10 protein-coding genes are annotated in these 19,416 nt (G+C 29.8%); 1 reads left to right on the plus strand and 9 read right to left on the minus strand.

What is annotated here, in order from left to right; genetic code table 11:
- Positions 1-9: 9 nt before the first annotated feature.
- The 8 genes from Q5O29_RS09345 to Q5O29_RS09380 all read right to left on the minus strand — a co-directional run bounded on the left by Q5O29_RS09345 (position 10) and on the right by Q5O29_RS09380 (position 15,718).
- Entirely contained in the window at positions 10-5,889 is a 5,880-nt protein-coding gene (locus Q5O29_RS09345) for a M60 family metallopeptidase (RefSeq protein WP_302632048.1), read from the minus strand.
- 186 nt (positions 5,890-6,075) lie between these two features.
- On the minus strand, positions 6,076-7,230 hold the full coding sequence (thiI, locus tag Q5O29_RS09350) for a tRNA uracil 4-sulfurtransferase ThiI (RefSeq protein WP_022212690.1): 1,155 nt from the start codon (positions 7,228-7,230) through the stop codon (positions 6,076-6,078).
- Positions 7,230-8,375 carry a cysteine desulfurase family protein gene (locus tag Q5O29_RS09355; protein WP_022212691.1) on the minus strand — a complete coding sequence of 382 codons (1,146 nt, stop codon included), beginning with the start codon at positions 8,373-8,375 and terminating at the stop codon, positions 7,230-7,232. The genes thiI and Q5O29_RS09355 overlap by 1 nt, the downstream gene beginning before the upstream one ends.
- 140 nt (positions 8,376-8,515) lie before the next feature.
- Positions 8,516-8,953: an ACT domain-containing protein gene (locus tag Q5O29_RS09360; RefSeq protein ID WP_022212692.1), complete on the minus strand. Its 438-nt coding sequence runs from the start codon at positions 8,951-8,953 to the stop codon at positions 8,516-8,518.
- Complete coding sequence (gene thrB / locus Q5O29_RS09365; protein WP_022212693.1) at positions 8,928-9,860, minus strand: homoserine kinase; 933 nt, start codon at positions 9,858-9,860, stop codon at positions 8,928-8,930. Before thrB ends, Q5O29_RS09360 begins: the two co-directional genes overlap by 26 nt.
- Positions 9,853-11,310: a threonine synthase gene (gene thrC, locus Q5O29_RS09370; RefSeq protein WP_022212694.1), complete on the minus strand. Its 1,458-nt coding sequence runs from the start codon at positions 11,308-11,310 to the stop codon at positions 9,853-9,855. The genes thrB and thrC overlap by 8 nt, the downstream gene beginning before the upstream one ends.
- Positions 11,311-11,691: 381 nt before the next feature.
- On the minus strand, positions 11,692-12,924 hold the full coding sequence (locus tag Q5O29_RS09375; protein WP_022212695.1) for a CapA family protein: 1,233 nt from the start codon (positions 12,922-12,924) through the stop codon (positions 11,692-11,694).
- Positions 12,925-13,153: 229 nt separating this feature from the next.
- Complete coding sequence (locus Q5O29_RS09380; protein ID WP_022212696.1) at positions 13,154-15,718, minus strand: calcium-translocating P-type ATPase, PMCA-type; 2,565 nt, start codon at positions 15,716-15,718, stop codon at positions 13,154-13,156.
- Between the two features lie 185 nt (positions 15,719-15,903).
- Here Q5O29_RS09380 and Q5O29_RS09385 point away from each other — a divergent pair, with 185 nt between their 5' ends.
- Positions 15,904-17,547 carry a putative manganese-dependent inorganic diphosphatase gene (locus Q5O29_RS09385; RefSeq protein WP_022212697.1) on the plus strand — a complete coding sequence of 548 codons (1,644 nt, stop codon included), beginning with the start codon at positions 15,904-15,906 and terminating at the stop codon, positions 17,545-17,547.
- 44 nt (positions 17,548-17,591) lie between these two features.
- Here Q5O29_RS09385 and Q5O29_RS09390 read toward each other — a convergent pair whose 3' ends face one another.
- Positions 17,592-19,403, minus strand: coding sequence for a flagellin (locus Q5O29_RS09390; protein WP_022212698.1), 1,812 nt, complete (start codon positions 19,401-19,403; stop codon positions 17,592-17,594).
- Positions 19,404-19,416 lie beyond the last annotated feature (13 nt).

Here is a 19,416-nt window from a genome sequence, read left to right on the forward strand (position 1 = left end):
TCCTTTGTACTATCTATTTTCTTTAATAGCATTTAATATATCAGTTTTTATATCAATAGCCTTAACTTCATTTACACTTCTACTTGAAGCAGATAATGTTATTTCAGGAAGTTCTTTTGGTACATCAATTTTAAATGTATCACTTACTAATCTTTGTCCACCTTCTAAAGCATCAGCCGCATCTGTTCTATATAACTCTGCAAAAATTTTCTTATTATCTTCTTTAAATTTAGTTGCATCTTCTGGATTTACCCAATAAATCCAAGTTCCTTCTGCTACTTCTTCCAAATTACCATTGTCAGGTACTTGAGCTAAAAGAATACATTGATACTTATCTGCTATATGTTGTTCTTTTTCATTAAGAACTAATGGAACATTAAATGCAGGATTTCCCCTATATTCCCCAGTTATTATAACTGAACCAGCTGGAATAAATTTTCTTTCATTTTCATTAGTATCTGGATTATCTGCTTGATATTCATAATCATTTTTTAATACACCAATTCCATTAGTATACGTAATATTATCATCAGAAAGTCCAATTTCAATATTATCTCCAGGAGGTGTTATTAAATCTAATTCCGACGCAGCAAAATTCTTAGTATCTAATGCTGTTATCTTCACATATCTAGCATTATATGAACTTAATTGGTTACCACCTGTAACACCTTCTGCATCAAAGTAAATTGTTTCTGTTGGATTTTGTGGATCTAAGTTTAAAGTACCTTCTTTAACAGTTGTCCAACTTGCTCCATCCTTACTTACTTCTATCTTATATTTCTTCAGTGCATTGTCAGCTATAGATGTACTCTTAAATATAAATCCTGATTTTGTTGTAGGTGCTGTATATTTTATACCTACTAAAGTTTTCATTTCAGTAGTATCTAAAATTACATATGGATTATTATTTGGATTCATTTCAGCAGTATGAATACTTGAGTTATATTCATCCTTTGTAAGCATTCTACCTTCATAAACAGTAGATTTATCATTATCTAAAGCATGTTTTAAATCTTCATTACCATCACATGAATGAATATCATTACTTTCTTCATGAAGACTTATAGTATTAGAAGATATTATTAAACTTTTCTTATCTACTCCACCTTCATGACGTATTTTAACAGTTCCTAATTGAACTTCATTTGTTGGATTTAAGTTATAATCATAAGCTACTGCTTTATACTCTACAACTCTATTATTTATATTTTCAACAGTATCAGTATATACAGTTTGTGAATTTGCTTTATCTCTTTCTATGAATCCACAAGGCTCACCATTTCTATAAATTTCATACCCTAAAATTCTATCATTACTTTTATCTACTGATAAATTAATTTTAACTTCTTTAGAATCTACATAAGAACCTGTAGTAATTCCATCTGCAAATGATGCACTTAATGTAGTACCCTCTTCCATATCAGCAGTTCCTGCTATTCTTTGTCTTCTGGCTTCATCATTTATATATTGAATCTTTTTAGTTTCCTTAGGGAACTTAGAAACATACGCTAATGTTGTTTCATTTGCAATTATTCCATGAGCCTCATAGAAATCAGTTAAATCTTTACCAACAACTTTAGAAGTTAATCTTATTAGCCATTGATCTCTGTCACCATTAACTCTTTCTTCTTCTGACATTTCTCTATATGCTCTATTTAATTTAGCAAAATATGAATCATTAGTTAAGTCAGCATCAACATCTGTAAATAACATTTCATAAGTAATATTATCTTCATATGCTAAATAAGGTTGCCATAACATATTTAAAACTACAGTTCTATCAGTAGATAAACCTATTGTATTAGAAGTAACCTTTTCATATACCTTTTTAAATGAATCAAAGTAAGGACTATTTTCATTTAACATAGTTCCTGTAATAGCAGTCATTAAGTTATTACTTGTTTCTGGATATAATCTATCACCAATATCCATAACATGTCCCATTTCATGACCTATTAATCCACCATATAAATGAGCAGAATCTGCATTAGTAACCTTTCCATTTTCATCAAATTTATAAGGAACACCTTGAATATATTGAGATGAGCTAAATCCTACACCTATATGATGATTAGATGCATAAGCTGCTGCTCCCATCATCATTCTTTGATATTTAATATTTAATCTTGTAAGTGGTGCTCTGTGCTTTCTAAAGTAAGCTCTATCTTCATCATCAATTTCACCATTACCATTAAAATCTTGAACTTCTTCAAATACACCTTTTTTAGCAAAACCAACTTTTACTTCTTGTTCCCATGCTAAAAGTGCATCATATACTCTATTAACTTGAGCTTCAGTATTACCTTCTAATCCACTTTCTATCCCTTTAAGAATTTCTGATGCTGGTAAAGTTAATGTAAATCTATCTCCTTCAATATCAGTTGTATTTAAAGGTGATGTTTGTTCATCATAAAGATATACATTATTAATCTTATCTTTATCAGAAACTTCTGATGGATATAAAGTATTTATATCATTCATATATGTTTTTAATTCTGATATATAATTTCTTATTTTATCTTTTACTTCTTTTTCCTTAGTAGTATCATTTATCATATTGTTAACATTTAAGTTAGGAATTTCAGTAACTCCACTTAAACGTATCTGAACATTGGCAGTTGTTGAACCTTGAGTAACTCTTGCCATAACTTGTCCACCTTTTTCCACATCAGCAGAAATGATTGATGGTATAGTTATTTCTGTTCTTCCTGGTGATACTGTTTGCACTTTACTCATATACGAACCTGGAAGCCCATAATTTTGTAAAAATACTATATCAACTCTAGTATTTGGATCACTTGACCCCATGTATACTACAATTTGCTTACTTGTACCCTTGTCATCAACTGAAGGTCTTGCAACACTTCCTAAAGATTGATAACTATTTCCCATTCCTAAAGATGGACCTTCATTATTAGTTCTAATACTAGCATCAAGAGTTGTAATTTTTTCTGAAACTTCCTTATCATCAAATAACTTTTGAGCTGTATCTAACTCTTTCTTTAAAACGTCCTTATCTGGATGATATTCTCCACTAATAGGATCTGGTGTATCTAATCTCTTAGCCAATTCATTTAATACATCTTGAGTAACAGATTTCTTAAGAACTAATCTTAAATCATCTTCATATAAATTCTTTATATCATCACTTAAAGTATCATATTCATAGAACTTAAGCTCTGATATTATTTGTGTACTTCCACCATATCCTGATGTGTCAACTTTTATTTTCTTTGCTCTTATAGGTTCATTTAATTTAACCATATAATAACTGTTTCCATTTGACCATTTTTCATTTATTGATTCTGTATAAACTACATTTTTATTATCATTTTCATCCCAATAAGTAACCTTTACTTTATAAAGTCCCATATAATGACCACTTTGAAGAGTTCTACCAATACCTATACTACCAATTGTATATGTATCATCAAATGTAATTTCTGAACCTCTATCTGCACCATAACTAGCCCCTGTATCCCAGTTATCAACCTTCCATTCAGTAGTAAAATCTCCATCTACTAATGCATATTTAGAATCATAATGTAAGTAGTCATCTTGTTGATTCCATCCATTTTCATCCTTCTTATTACGTACATCAACAATATGAGTAGTTCCTATTTCATTTTCACTTGTTGGTCTATTAATTAACTTGTATTCTTGCATTGATGGTGGAGTAACTGATGTTGTACTTGCTATATATGACTTAGACATTTCACTTGTACCTAAGTGGTTAGTAGCAGTAACTCTTACTTCATAAGTAGCATTATCATCAAGATTATTAACTGTATAACTATGACTTCTTACCAATTTACTCTTATCTGGATTTGTAATATCAGAGCTACCTTCAATAACTTCTTTGTGATTATCATTAGCCTTTATCCAGTTTTTATTGCTATCTCCAATTTTTCTATAATATATATCAAAATCTCTTGCTTGAGAATGTTGTTCCCAACTTACTGTAAAAGATTTATATCCTTGATTTGTAGTTAAATTTCTTGGTGGTTCAGGTGAGTTTAAAGGAATAACTTGTATTTCTGATACACTTCCCTTATCACCATTATAATAGCTATCTATTGGATTAAAATCAGCATCTACATTATCTGCTTTTCCATCAAATGCTGTAGGTACATCTTTTTCAGTTAAATATCCACTGCTCCATTCCCCACTTAAAGATTGAATACTTACTCTATATAAATCATAAGGTTTTATATCTTTATCTAATATATTTAAATTTGTTTTATTTGTTTGTAACTTTTTAGTGCTTATAACTTGACCACTTTCATTAAGCTTTTGATACATTACTTCATATGAAGTTACATTTGCTTGTGGTTCCCATGATATTGTTATTCTTTCATCATGAAGATTAGTAGAAGTTTCTAAAGATTTTATTGTTGGAATATTCATATCTGGCTTTGGAACTTCTTTATATACATTATTTAAAAACTCTATTTTTGCAATTTGAGAAATCTTCTTGTTTCCTCTATTTCCTGTTACATTTATAGATATTTGCTTTACAGCAACTTGACTTCCTAAATCAATAACAACATCATTTGATGCACCACTTCTTTTAAGATTTTCTTCATTGAATGGTACAGTTTCTGTGTTACCATCAACATCAGTGTAAGTTATGTATCCTTGTGATGGAATAGATGCATCTTCACCTTCAACTGCAGAACCTTTTATTACAACTGATTCCATTTCAACGCCTTCGCTATTAGCTGTTCTAAGAGTTCCATTTTTTGTAGTATCTAATCCCATAGATATAGTTAAAGGTTTGTCTGCACTTGGTGCTTCTCCATCTGCTCTCTCTAAATTAACAACAGTATCTGCACTTGTTAATATATCCTTGATATTTTCTGCACCTTTTAAATCTTTAGTGTCTATGTCAATATTTTCAGGGTCTAATATCTTTTCTAAATCTACTATTTCCACTTGTCCTTTAGTTTTTCCAATGTTTGAATTAACATAAGATAAATCTGCTATATCAACACTTCCATCTCTATTTAAATCATATTTACTGTCTTTGCTTCCAATAGCATCAAAAACTAATTTATAATCCTTCATGTCTATAACAAAATCATTATTAACATCTCCTGCTAAGAATACTGGATTATAATTTTCATTTGAAATCATCTCATTTATAGATGTTCCTAGTTTTATTCTCTTAGAATAATCAACTATATCTATATTATCTACTGTTGTATTTATGTATCCTTCTCCATCTATATCAACAGAATAATTTCCTCTTTCTAAACCTTCAAATACAACTCTTATATAATATATTGAATCTCCTTGCTCTAATGGTTGCTTTTTAGAATTTAATTTTTCAACAGTATAAGTAACACCTGAGTTTAAATTTCCATTTAAAATATCATTTATATCAACTTTTCCTATTAATTCTTTATTAGAATTTTTCAGATTTAAAGATATTCCTAAATTTGAAGTATCAGCTAGTGGTAATGGGAAATTCATATCAACTTCTAATTTTCCTACAACTTTACCTTCTGCTTTTTTAACTTCTATTTTTTCCTCTTTTTCTTTTGCTTTAGAAATTTCTTCCGATTTAACAACCTCTTCATCATCTTCTAAAGACTTTTCTCCTATAGTATTATCTTTTATTTCAGTATTATCTTTTATTTTATCTTCAACTACATCTGATTCATTTTTCACTTCATCTGTGCTTTCATCAGATTTATCTGCATCTTGATCTTGAATTTTTTCTGTATTTTCAATTTCTACTTCTACATTTTCCTTTAAATTTTCATCAGCATTATTTTCAACTGAATTATTTTCAGTTGCACTAACTACTTCACTATCAGCATTAGGTACTATTGATGTTGCCAATGTTGCTGCCAATGTATACGAAACTATCTTCTTATTTTTCACTAAGATATCCCCCTCATTGTTAATAATAAAATTAAAAATAATTTTATTATTATTATCGTCAATTATTAACGCTACTTTATACTGCATACCTACTAATTTAAACATAAAGTTTAATATTATTTAATTATTTAAAAAACCACAGAAAAAATACTTTTTTCTGTGGAAAATTTTGAAATTTATTCAAATTTAAAATACAACTAACTCAGTTTCTTCTATTGCCTTATTTACTAAAGCTTCAACATCTAATACTGATTCTGACTTTCTCATAGCTTCTAATTGCGGTTTAGTTTTTGGATGTTTTGGTACAAATATTGTACAACAATCTTCATATGGTAATATAGACGTTTCATATGTACCTATTTCTCTTGCTATATCCATTATATCTCCCTTATCCATTGTTATTAATGGTCTAAATACTGGTCTGTCAGCACAATCAGTACTTACTATTAAGCCCTCCATTGTTTGACTGGCAACTTGCCCAATACTTTCTCCTGATGATATTGATTGTACCCCATTTTTTTCAGCTAAAGCACATGCACATCTCATCATAAATCTTCTCATTAAAATTGTTAATTCATCTTCTCTGCAACCTTCAATTATTGCCATTTGAATTTCTGTAAATGGTACTATATATAAATTAACTCTTTCTGTATACTGAGCTAATATCTTAGCTAAATCTTTAACTTTATCCTTAGCTCTTTCAGAAGTATATGGATGGCTATGATAGTATACACAATTTAACTCAACACCTCTTTTAGCCATTAAGTATCCTGCCACTGGTGAATCTATTCCACCTGATAACATAAGCATAGTACTACCATTTATTCCGTAAGGAAGTCCTCCAACTGCTTTTATCTTATCTGCGCTAGTAAATATGTACGCATGCTCTCTTATTTCTATATTTAATACACACTCAGGATTCTTAACTTGCACATCTAAATCACCTTCATAGTGATGTAATATATATCCACCTACATCTCTTGAAACCTCTAAAGAATTCATAGTAAACTTCTTATTTGCTCTATTAGTTTCAACTTTAAAAGTCTTTGGCTTAACTTCATTAATTTTCTTTAAAGATTCTTCTTTTATTATATTTAAATCTCTTTCTACTTGAGTTACTATGCATACTTCTGCAACACCAAATACTTTTCTTACTCTTTCTACTGCTTCATCAATATTATCAGTCTTAATAAACCATCTGTTTTGGTCATTTATTATTTCATAATCTAACCCTTCAAGCTTTTGCTTAATATTATTTAAAAGTTTTCTTTCAAATTTCCCTCTATTTAATCCCTTTAAAAATATTTCTGCTGCATATTTTACTAAAATTAATTGATTCATTACTTACGCACTCTCCTTAAAAACATTAACGAAGTTTTTAACACTTCAATTACTTTGTCTACTTCTTTCTTTGTATTATTGTGGTCAAATGAAAATCTTATGGCACTTTCCACTTCTTTATTGTCTAATCCTAAAGCTTTTATTACATAACTTCCTGATGCAGCACTACTTTTTGATGTACATGCTGATCCTGTGGCAACATATATTTTAGCATCCTCCAACAAATGTAATAATACTTCCGCTCTTGCTCCTATAAAGGAAACATTTAAAATATATGGAGAAAAATCATCTTCTAGAGGACTGTTAATTCTTATATCTTTTATTTCCTGCAACCTTTCAATCATATATTTCTTTATGGCTAAAACACTGTTATAATTTTCATCAATCTTATCAAAAGTCATTTTAGCTGCTTTTTCAAAACCTATTATAGATGGTAAATTCTGAGTACCTGCTCTAAACCCTCTTTCTTGACTTCCACCAGAAATTAAAGAGTTTATACCAGCACCTTTTTTTATATAAACAAATCCTGTTCCCTTTGGTCCATGAATTTTATGTGCTGCTGCTGTAAAATAATCTATATTCATTTTTTTTACATCTACAGGAAATTTCCCATAACTTTGTACTCCATCCACATGGAATTTTGCTCTTGAGCTTCTTGATTTAATTATCTTACCAATAGCTTCTAAATCTTGTATTGTACCAACTTCGTTATTGATATGCATTATTGATACTAATACTGTATCCTTTGTTATTGCTTCATCTAAATCTTCTAATGAAATCCTCCCAGCTTTATCCACAGGTAAATATGTTACCTTAACACCATTATTTTCAAGTATTTTACACGTATCTAATACCGATTGATGTTCATAAGCTGTTGTTATTAAATGATGACCTGGTTTAAGTAATCCCTTTAATACAAAATTATTCCCTTCACTTCCTCCAGAAGTAAAGTATATATCATCTTTATCAGCTTTTATAGTTGAAGCAAAATACTCTCTTGCCTCATTTAATCTCTTTTCACATTTAAGACCTATATTATGTAATGAAGATGGATTTCCATAATATTCTCTCATAGCCTGGCAAGTTTCCTCTATAACTTCATCATAAGGCTTTGTAGTGGCACTATTATCAAAATAAATCTCCATGTTTCTCACTCCTTTCTTACTAGTATTTACATACTACCTATATTCAATTCTTCAATCATTCTGCTATAAAAATGTACTTTTGTCAAATAAAAATAAAAATGATGAATTATTAATAAAAACTAACAATTCATCATTATTTTTTATTCTATTGCAATAAGCTCAACATTATCAACACCATTAATATTATTTATTTCATTTAAAAATATCTTAAAGTTTTTTTCCATACTACTTATATCCATAGTTATACTTAAATTAGCCACATCATTTATAGGAATTCCTTGATTAATAGTTAGTATATTTCCACCTTCCTTAGATATTTCATTTAAAATAGTTGATAATAACCCTTTTTCATGTTTTACCATCATGCTAAAAGTAACTTTTCTGCCAGCAGACATCTTAGAAAACTCAAAAACATAATCCTTATATTTATAAAATACGCTTCTACTTATACCTGTTACCTTAGTTGCTTCTGTTATTCCTTTTGCATCACCATTTTCTATAATCTTTTTAGTATCAATTACCTTCTGAAAAATTTCTGATAGTACTTTCTTATCAATTACTAAATAATCGTCCTTCATTTTTATTCACCTCTAAAACCGTTGCCCCAATTTTGTCTATTTTTAGTTCAACAACAGTATATTTTAAGTTATTCTCTTCAATAAATTTCTTAATATTGCTTTTAAATGCTTTATCCTCACTACCTACAACTGTCATTATAGTTGGACCTGCTCCACTTAAAAAGCATCCCAAAGCTCCAAGCTCCATACTTTCCTTAATTAACATATCATATCCTTCTATTAATCTGCTTCTATATGCTTGATGAAATTTATCTTTCATTGCATATTTTAACAAATTATAATTACCATTTGCAAATGCAGAAACAAGTAAAGCAGTTCTTCCAACGTTATAAACTCCATCTTTCAATGAAATTTCCTTAGGTAAAATACTTCTTGCTTTTTCTGTAGAAAATTTAAATTCTGGAATAAGGGCCACAAACCTAACCCCTTCCTTAATATCTATTTTATTAAATATAGGAGCATTATCTTCCATTACAACTGTGACCATACCTCCATAAATAGCTGGACATACATTATCAGGATGACCTTCTATTTCTACGGCATATTTTAATACTTCACTTTTATTACTATCCTTGCCCATTATTGAAAATGCCCCTATAATTCCTGCAATTATGCAACTGGAACTTGAACCTAAACCTCTTGAAACTGGTATATTGCAATTGATAATTTCAATCCTTAAACCACTATAATCATAATTATAATCTTTAAATACCTTTTCCATAGCTTTAAATATTATATTATTCTTGTTGGCAAACTCACTTTGAAAACCTATAAATTTTACTCCACTTTCAATTTCAGCAAAAATATATTCATTGAACAACTTAAATGCTATCCCTAATGAATCAAAACCAGGCCCCATATTAGCACTGGTTGCTGGAACCATTACTTTAAAATATCTATCATTCATATAAAAAACTTAAAAGCTCCTTTTTAATATCTTCTTTCTTACAAACAGCTTTGTGTAGTATTGGCTTACTATCAAGGTTTCTTAAATTTTCTGGAATAGGTATCTTAGTATAGCTATTTAATATATTTAATACTTGAAAATCACTATAATTTTTCACGTCAATACCTAAAGCACTACAAATGCTTCTTGGAAACTTATAAGGACTTGCTGTCGCTATTATAAGAGATTGCTTATAATCCTTACTTTCATTTTTATATTTTCTTAGTACAGTATGAGCAACAGCAGTATGAGTATCCATTAAATATTTTTCTTCATGATAAAGCCTATTTATATCTTTAAAAATTTCGTCTTTAGTTGCATAATTTCCATAGAAGTCAACTAAAAACTTCTTTGAAATTTCATCTAAAACATATATTCCATTATTATTTAATTGTTGCATCAAATTAGAAACCTTTTCTCCATCTCTGCACACTGCTTCAAAAATCAATCTTTCCAAATTAGATGATACTAATATGTCCATAGATGGTGAATCTGTTATAAATAATTCCCTTTTTCTATCATAAGTTCCTGTCTTAAAGAAATCTGACAAAACATTATTTTCATTAGATGCACAAATAAATCTATCAATTGGTAACCCCATTCTCTTACTGTAGTAAGCTGCTAATATATTACCAAAATTACCTGTTGGCACTGCAACATTAATCTTTTCTCCAAGTTTTATCTTCTGCTTATTAACAAGTTTAAAATATCCATAAAAATAATAAACTATTTGTGGCACTAACCTGCCTATATTTATAGAATTTGCTGACGACAATAAGATTCCATGATTTTTAAATTTATCCCTTAACTCTTCATCAGCAAATATATTTTTCACACCTCTTTGAGCGTCATCAAAATTACCTTCTATAGCTATAACCTTAACATTATTCCCCACCTGTGTATTCATTTGCCTTTCTTGAATTGCACTTACTCCATTCTTAGGATAGTAAACTACACACTTAAATCCTTCTACATCATGAAATCCTTCCAATGCCGCTTTGCCAGTATCACCAGATGTAGCTGTCAATATAGTTATTTCATCATTAATGGCAAGTACTTTCTTTGCCTTTTTCATAATTTGTGGAAGAAATAAAAGTGCTACATCTTTAAATGCTGATGTAGGCCCATGATATAATTCTAAAAATGCCCCTTTTTCCAGTATCTCAAATCTACCTCTATATGCTTCATCAATAGCTTCCTTTAAATCTTCCTCTGGAATATCATCAAAAAACTCTTTTATTATTTCAAATGATAACTCTTCATATGAAATACTTGCTTTCTCTTTTAACTTTTGAAAAACCTTTGGAAAATACTCTGGTACAAATAATCCTCCATCATCAGCTAACCCTTTAATTATAGCTTCTGCTGCTGAAACTTTTCCACTTTTTCCTCTTGTACTTATAAACCTCATTCCCTCTCCCCCAGATTTAATTAATTGCTTATATATGTTAAAATTAACATTTTTTAACTTAAAAGAATTTTATCATTTGCTTTTTACAAATACAAGTGTTTTCTTTGTTAACAATGGATTAGGAGGAAAATAATTATTTTATTTTTAATTATTATGAAATTTGTTTTGTAACACAAACTAGTCCAATCTTAGTAAACCTTGTATGTAGTTTGTGTTCCTCAGACTAAGATTTGCCTTAGACTTCTTTCAGATTCTACCTCACCATAGACACCTTTATCCTTTGCTAGTAGTTACCAATACCAAGCCCACAACTGACTTTCACCGTCAAGTTATTGCCAATTCTCTGATCACATATTAAAAAATAGACAGTAAAGTTACTGCCTATTTAATGCCTAATATACCTTTAGTTCTATTTAATGAAGTTTCTACCCTTTCATATACATCACTACTTATGCCATATTTCTTTGGATCTGCCAGTGCTTCTTCTACAGGAATTATTTTATGATAATATGTTCCATTCCCTTTTTCTTCCTTATAAACCCATGTTGGGATTATCTTATATTCTTTTAAAGATACATTTCCATCTTTCTTTTCTAAAGTAAACTTTATCATTATTCCATCTTCACTTTCAGCTACACCAATTTCTTGCTCTGATTGATTAGACAGAGAATTTCCCTGTGAATATATTACAAAAGTAGAATTTCCACTTTCATTTCTCATTATTTCATATGGCTGAATAACATGGGGATGTCCACCTAAAATAATGTCCACACCTAATTTATTAAGTCTTTTAGCTATTTCATTTTGAGATGCTTCTATATATGTATTATATTCTTCTCCCCAATGCATTGATGTTATAATAAACTCAACACCTTCTGATTTCATTGCTGATATTTCATTTTCAATTTTCTTATAAAAGCTTTCTAAATCATTATAATTAAAAGTATTTATAAGATTTTCACTATATGTGGATAATATATTACTATTTATTGTTTTATGGCCATTAATCATTGATGTTTCAAAAACATACGCTAGAAATCCTATCTTTATTCCATTTACTTCCTTCACTAAATAATTTTTTTCTTTTTCTGTAGATTTTACTCCTAAAACATCTAATCCCTTTTCCTTTGTAACATCAATAGTTCTTTGTAAACCTACATCTTCATAATCATAAATATGATTATTAGCGTAATTAATTATATCAATTCCTGTATCTTTTAAAGCATCAACTACTTCATCTGGCGAATTAAAAAATGGATAGCCACTTGGTTCACAACCTGCTAAAGCACCCTCTAATATTCCCATTGATATGTCTGAATCTAAAATCATTTTCTTAATATATTGAAAACTCGGCGAAAAATCATAAGAATTTTCTTGTTTTGCTCCATCTATTTGTGATTGATGTATTATTAAATTTCCTAGAGATATAATATCAACATATTGCACTTCTTCATTTACTGAATCACTATTTTCTTCAGTTTCATCTATACCATTATTTAAATAAATATTTTCTTCATTTTCCTTTTCCTTATAATATGTATTAGCTAAAACTACTATTGCTACTAGAAACATCATACTCATTAATATTTTTATCATATTACTATTTTTTTTCATGCATATCTCCCATGAAAATAAAAGCTTGTCTAAAATTAGCACTTTATTTTCTTAATTTGCTATAATAAAATTCTTCTTAATTATATACTCCTAATTTCATATTTTCAACTATATTATAGTATATACTAAATATTTCATAATAATGTTCTATTAACCTTTTATTATAAACAAAGAAAGCTAGATAATATTTAATAGTATATTACATACAAAATATTATCTAGCAACCTTTTTAATTATACTCCTTCTTTCCCTTACTTTTAATATATAAATACACGCTATTTATTAAGAATATTATTCCTGAAAAAAATAATACTAATGCCCATTGATCTAAATTTAATGAAACAGTATTAAACACTGATTTCAAGAAAGGTATATATAAAATACTACATATCATAATTACAGAAACACATACTGCTCCCAATAAATATGGGTTAGAAAAAATCTTAATTTCAAATATGGAATGCCTTTCAGACCTACATTCAAAAACATGTAATAATTGAGACATTACAAGTGTACATAATGAAATAGTCCTACAAGTAGCCAAATCCATAGCAAAAAGCCTTGCAAGCTCAAAAGAAAATAATGTACATACACCAATAAGACATCCTCTAACTATTATCTTTTCCCATAGACCTCTAGCAAATATCCCTTCACTCTTTCTACGTGGTTGTTGCATCATAATATCCTTATCTGGTGGGTCTACTCCTAAAGCAATGGCTGGAAGACCATCAGTTGCCAAGTTAACAAATAAAATTTGTATTGGTGTCAATGGATTAGGTAAGTAAAATACAGACGCTAAAAACATTGTAAGAACTTCTCCTAAGTTACATGATAATAAATATCTAATAAATTTTCTTATATTATCATAAATAATTCTACCTTCCTCTACAGCAGATACTATAGTTGCAAAATTATCATCAGTCAGTATCATTGCTGCTGCTTCCTTAGTTACATCTGTACCTGATATTCCCATTGCTATACCTATATCTGCTTCCTTTATAGCTGGTGCATCATTAACTCCATCACCAGTCATGGCTACTATATTATTATTCTTTTTAAATGCTTTTACTATCCTTAACTTATGATTTGGTGATACCCTAGCAAAAACTCTTACTTTCTTAACTGCTTCTTCTAAATCATCATCACTGATTTTTTCAAGTTCTTCTCCGGATAAACCTTGATCATCACTATTACATATATTTATACTTTTTGCAATTGCCAGTGCAGTATTTTTGTGATCTCCTGTTATCATAACAGGCTTGATTCCTGCCAGCTTACATTTCATTACTGCCTCTTTTACTTCTGGTCTTGGCGGATCCATGCTACCTGCAACACCTATAAATATTAAATTATTTTCCACATCTTCTGATTTCTTTATATCCTCTTTTTTATATGCTGCTGCAATACACCTTAAAGCTTTGTTGGACATAATATCAATATACGAACATATCTGTTTCTTTTTGGCCATGGTCATAGGCTTTACTCTGCCATTTTCTAAAATATAATTACACTTATTTATAACCCTCTCTGGTGCACCCTTCATATAACAAGTCTCACAATTATCTTCCTTCATTATTACAGTCATCATTTTTCTAGTAGAATCAAAAGGAATATCATAAACTCTTTTAGCTTTTTCCACAAAGTTTTTCATTTCCTTAACATCTTTAAAAAATGCACTTATAAGTGCTGTTTCTGTAGGATCTCCCATCAGTGCTTTTTCTACTTTGCTGACGTTATAGTCATAGTTAGTATCATTACAATATACAAATGCTTTTTTCAACATTTCATAATTACTTGGCAATTCTCTATCTAATTCATATATTCTTCCATTTATAAAGATTTCTTTAACAGTCATTTTATTTTGAGTTAAAGTACCAGTTTTATCAGAGCATATTACTGATGTACACCCTAATGTTTCCACTGCTGGCAGTCTTCTTACAAGTGCATTTCTTTTTAGCATTCTATTTACACCAAGTGCTAATGCTACTGTTACTATAGCTGCTAACCCTTCTGGTATTGCTGCCACTGCTAACGAAACTCCAAGTAAGAACATTTCAGTAATATCATTACCTCTTATTATTCCTAAGATAGTTACTACAGCACAAATAACTAAACAGGCAATTACAAGAATCTTTCCTAATGAATTTAATCTTTCTTTTAGTGGTGACCTTTCTTCCTCTATATTATCCAAAAGATTAGCTATTTTACCCATTTCTGTATTCATGCCAATAGCATCAATAAGTATCATACCTCTTCCTTTTAAAATTATTGTCCCCATATATCCATGATTTTTATCTTTCGTAGTATCTTTAGAAACTCCTACAGACTCTCCTGTAAGCAATGATTCATCCACTACCATATTAGAAGCATCAATAAACTTACCATCTGCTGGTATTCTATCTCCTGCTTCTACCACCACTACATCACCTAAGGTCAATTCCCTAGACGTAATTACTTTTAAACTTCCATCTCTAATAACCTTACATGTGGGAGCAGCTAATTCCTGCAATGCTTCTAATGATTTTTCCGTCTTAAACTCTTGAACAAATCCTAATATAGCATTGACAAACACAATTATTAATATGGTTACTGCATCTGCCTTATCTCCCATTATACCTGATATAACTGTTGCAACTATTAAAACCCAAACTATAAAATCATTAAATTGAGATAAAAAAATTAATATGGCTGATTTATTCTTTTTATGTTTAAGTTCATTATAACCATATGTTTGTATCCTCTTTTCTGCTTCCCTAGTTGTTAGTCCTCTTGTGAATTCTCTTTCCTGAATCACATCTTCTCCTCCCATAAAATAACTCTTCTATAAATATATATTAAATCCAATATAAATTAAGAATTAAAAATTATGAATTTCATTGATTTTTAATTTTACATTTTTAATTATTTACAACCTTTATACTTATGCGATAAAATATTGTCATATGCTTATTTTTAGAAAATACAAAGGAGGCAATTGATTTGAAAGATATAATATATGTAACTGGTCATAAAAATCCAGATTCAGATTCTATATGTGCAGCATATTCTTATGCTGAATTTAAAAATCTAACAGGAGATACAAAAGCTGTTCCTGTAAGACTTGGTAACGTAAGCCAAGAAACACAATTTGTTCTTGATTATTTTGGTGCTAAAGCTCCAGAATTATTAAAAACTGTAAGACTTATGGTTGAAGACTTAAACTTCGATAAAATAAATCCAGTTTTACCTACACTTTCATTAAAATCTGCTTGGAATGTAATGAAAGAAAACAACATGAAGACATTACCTGTTGCTGATGAAAACAATCACTTATTAGGTGTTCTTTCTGTTTCTAATTTAACTTCTTGCTACATGGACATGTGGGACAACACAATATTATCAAAAAGCAATACTACGTTAGAAAACATATTAGATACACTTTCAGCTACAGCTTGCTATATAAATGAAAACTTAAAAACATTCCCAGGCAAAATAGTAGTTTCTGCTATGGATCCAAAGAGCATGGTTGATCATATAAATGATGGAGATATTGCTATCGTTGGTGATAGAGAGGAAGCTCAAGTAGCATTAATAGATAAGAAAGTATCATTAATGATTGTAACAGGTTCTCATACACCATGTGAAAACATCATTACTTTAGCTAGAGAAAATGGCGTTACTGTAATAGTTACTCCTCATGACTCATTCACAACTTCAAGACTTATTGTACAAAGCGTACCTGTTGAATATGTAATGGCTAAGGAAAATATCGTATCATTTACTAATGATGACTTAGTGGACGATATAAAAGATGCTATGGCTCAAACTAGATTCAGAAGCTACCCAGTAACTGATGAAAATGGTAGAGTTTTAGGAATGGTTGCTAGATACCACTTAATTTCTAAACACAAGAAAAAAGTTATCCAAGTTGACCACAACGAAAGAGGTCAATCTGTTGATGGATTAGAAGATGCAGAAGTATTAGAAATCATCGATCACCACAGAGTTGCTGATATTCAAACAAGCAATCCTATCTTCTTTAGAAATGAACCAATAGGAAGTACTTCTACAATAGTTGCTAAATGCTTCTTTGAAAGAGGTTTAACTCCATCCAAGACTGCTGCTGGTTTATTATGTAGTGCTATAATCTCTGATACATTATTATTCAGAAGCCCTACTTGCACACCTCAAGATGAAGAAATCTGTAGAAGACTTGCTGAAATAGCTGGTATTTCATCTGTTGAAGATTACGCTAAAGAAATGTTCAAAGCAGGAACTTCATTAAAAGGAAAAACTGTGGAACAAATCTTCAATCAAGATTACAAACCATTCTCAATTGAAGATATCAAAGTTGGTATAGCACAAGTTAATACAATGGATATTGATGGATTTATGCCATTAAAAGAAGAAATGTTAGCTTACATGAATGAAAAAGCAAAAGAATCATCATTAGATATGGTTATGTTATTATTAACTGACATAATCACTGAAGGTTCTCAAGTTCTTGTTGTTGGTGAAAGATCTGACATAGCTGAAAAAGCATTCAATGCAACATTAGTAGACAATACTGCTTTCCTTCCTGGAGTTCTTTCAAGAAAGAAACAAGTTGTACCGCCAGTAACAAACGTAATAACAAATGCTTAAAAAAATAAGAGATGCTTTGCATCTCTTATTTTTTTACCTATTAATTATTTAAGTAATTGTATTATTTGCTCTGGTGCAGAATTAGCCTGTGCCATCATAGATTGAGCTGCTTGTAATAATATATCACTCTTTGCATTTTTAGTAACTTCTAAAGCCATATCCGTATCTCTTATTTTTGATTCAGATGACATGGCATTTTCAGATGAATTATTTAAATTGTTAACTACAAATTCTAATCTATTTTGATATGCACCTAAGATTCCTCTTTGTTCAGATACTCTTCCAATAGCATTATCAATTACTCTTATTGACTTTTCAGCATTTTCAGAAGTAGTTATGTCTAATGCACACTCATAATTTCCATTTCCATCATTAACTTTATATTCATTGCTATACCCATCTCCTGGTCCAACTAATCTTAATGCCTTTGCAGTCATTTCATTTATAGTAATCAATACTGATTCATTTTCATTTGCTCCAACTTGAAGGTTTAGTTCAAGTTCATTTCCAGTTGCATTTCCATTAAATACTTCCAGATTACTATTTGCTCCAACTACTTGAGATGTAATGATTAATTTATTACCATCTTTAGCTAAATCAACTCCTTGTAATTTATTTTGAGTTTGAGCTATTATTGCATCAACTAATTTTTCTGGATTAGTTACACCTTTTATATCTATTTTTATAGCTTTACCCATATATGGACCATCATCTGAATTAAAAAACTGTATAGTTTGTCCATTAATACTCATACCTGTCCCTACAAGATCTTTTATATCACCTGGTGTAGCAGCAGCTTTAGAGAAATCTATTGTAGTGGAAGCTCCCTTCGCTGGTATATCTTGCCCTGCTATAGTTCCTCCTGCACCAATTTGTCCACCAGTATTAACATCTGTTACAGTAAATGCTTTATTAACAGAAGATATTCCTGTAATATTCATTGTTGCATTTGTACCTGTACTATTTCCAGAATCTAAAGCTTCAACTATAATTTGACCACCTTTAGCATATGCTCTAAAATCGCCATTTAAAGCTGGATTAGTATCAATTTGACTTTGAACTAATTTAGCTGTAGCTTCTGCTACTTTTTCAATATCTTTAGCTTCCAAAGTTCCATTGGGAGTATTAGTAATTTTAATTTGGCCTCCCGTAACTACACCATTGGGAGTAGGTGATTGAGTTATAAATCCATTTGGATCTTTTACTCCATAAGTAATATCTCCTACATTTCCATTAGGTAAATAAACATATGTAACCCCTAAATCTATTCCATTTATCTGAAAACTAAAACGATCAGGTTGAGGATAAGTATTGCTTGATATACCAGCATCTAATGTCATTGCAACCTTCATATTCTTCGTTATAGCATCATTCCCCTTAGTGTGAGTAACTTCTGTACCTGCAAAATCTAACTTTATAGGCTTTACTCCATTTCCATTGCCACCAATTAATATCTTTTTAGTATTATATTCTGTAGTATTAGCAATTCTATTTATTTCTGATGTAAGTTCATTCATTTCTTCTTGAAGAGCTTTTCTATCACTTTCAGTATTAGTGTCATTAGTAGCTTGTACAGAAATCTCTCTCATTCTTTGAATTATAGAATGAGTTTCAGTTAATGCACCATCTGCCGTTTGAATTAAAGAAATACCATCTTCTGCATTTATTGAAGCCTGATCTAATCCTCTAATTTGTGCTCTCATTTTTTCAGAAATAGCAAGACCTGCTGCATCATCTCCAGCACTATTTATTCTTAAACCTGAACTTAATTTTTCTATTGATTTAGAAGAGATTTTACTATTAATTTTCATATTTCTTTTTGAGTTCATGGCACCCATATTATGATTAATTTTCATTATTTCTTCCTCT

This window comes from Clostridium sp. CAG:265 (assembly GCF_000436575.1).
GTDB classification, from domain to species: Bacteria; Bacillota; Clostridia; order Clostridiales; family Clostridiaceae; genus Clostridium; species Clostridium lentum.

What these genes read in the sequence shown, in the direction of transcription:
- thiI (WP_022212690.1), bottom strand. Translation starts at nt 7,230, where the DNA reads ATGAATCAATTAATTTTAGTAAAATATGCAGCAGAAATATTTTTAAAG.
- Q5O29_RS09355 (WP_022212691.1), bottom strand. Translation starts at nt 8,375, where the DNA reads ATGGAGATTTATTTTGATAATAGTGCCACTACAAAGCCTTATGATGAA.
- Q5O29_RS09360 (WP_022212692.1), bottom strand. Translation starts at nt 8,953, where the DNA reads ATGAAGGACGATTATTTAGTAATTGATAAGAAAGTACTATCAGAAATT.
- thrB (WP_022212693.1), bottom strand. Translation starts at nt 9,860, where the DNA reads ATGAATGATAGATATTTTAAAGTAATGGTTCCAGCAACCAGTGCTAAT.
- thrC (WP_022212694.1), bottom strand. Translation starts at nt 11,310, where the DNA reads ATGAGGTTTATAAGTACAAGAGGAAAAAGTGGAAAAGTTTCAGCAGCA.
- Q5O29_RS09375 (WP_022212695.1), bottom strand. Translation starts at nt 12,924, where the DNA reads ATGAAAAAAAATAGTAATATGATAAAAATATTAATGAGTATGATGTTT.
- Q5O29_RS09390 (WP_022212698.1), bottom strand. Translation starts at nt 19,403, where the DNA reads ATGAAAATTAATCATAATATGGGTGCCATGAACTCAAAAAGAAATATG.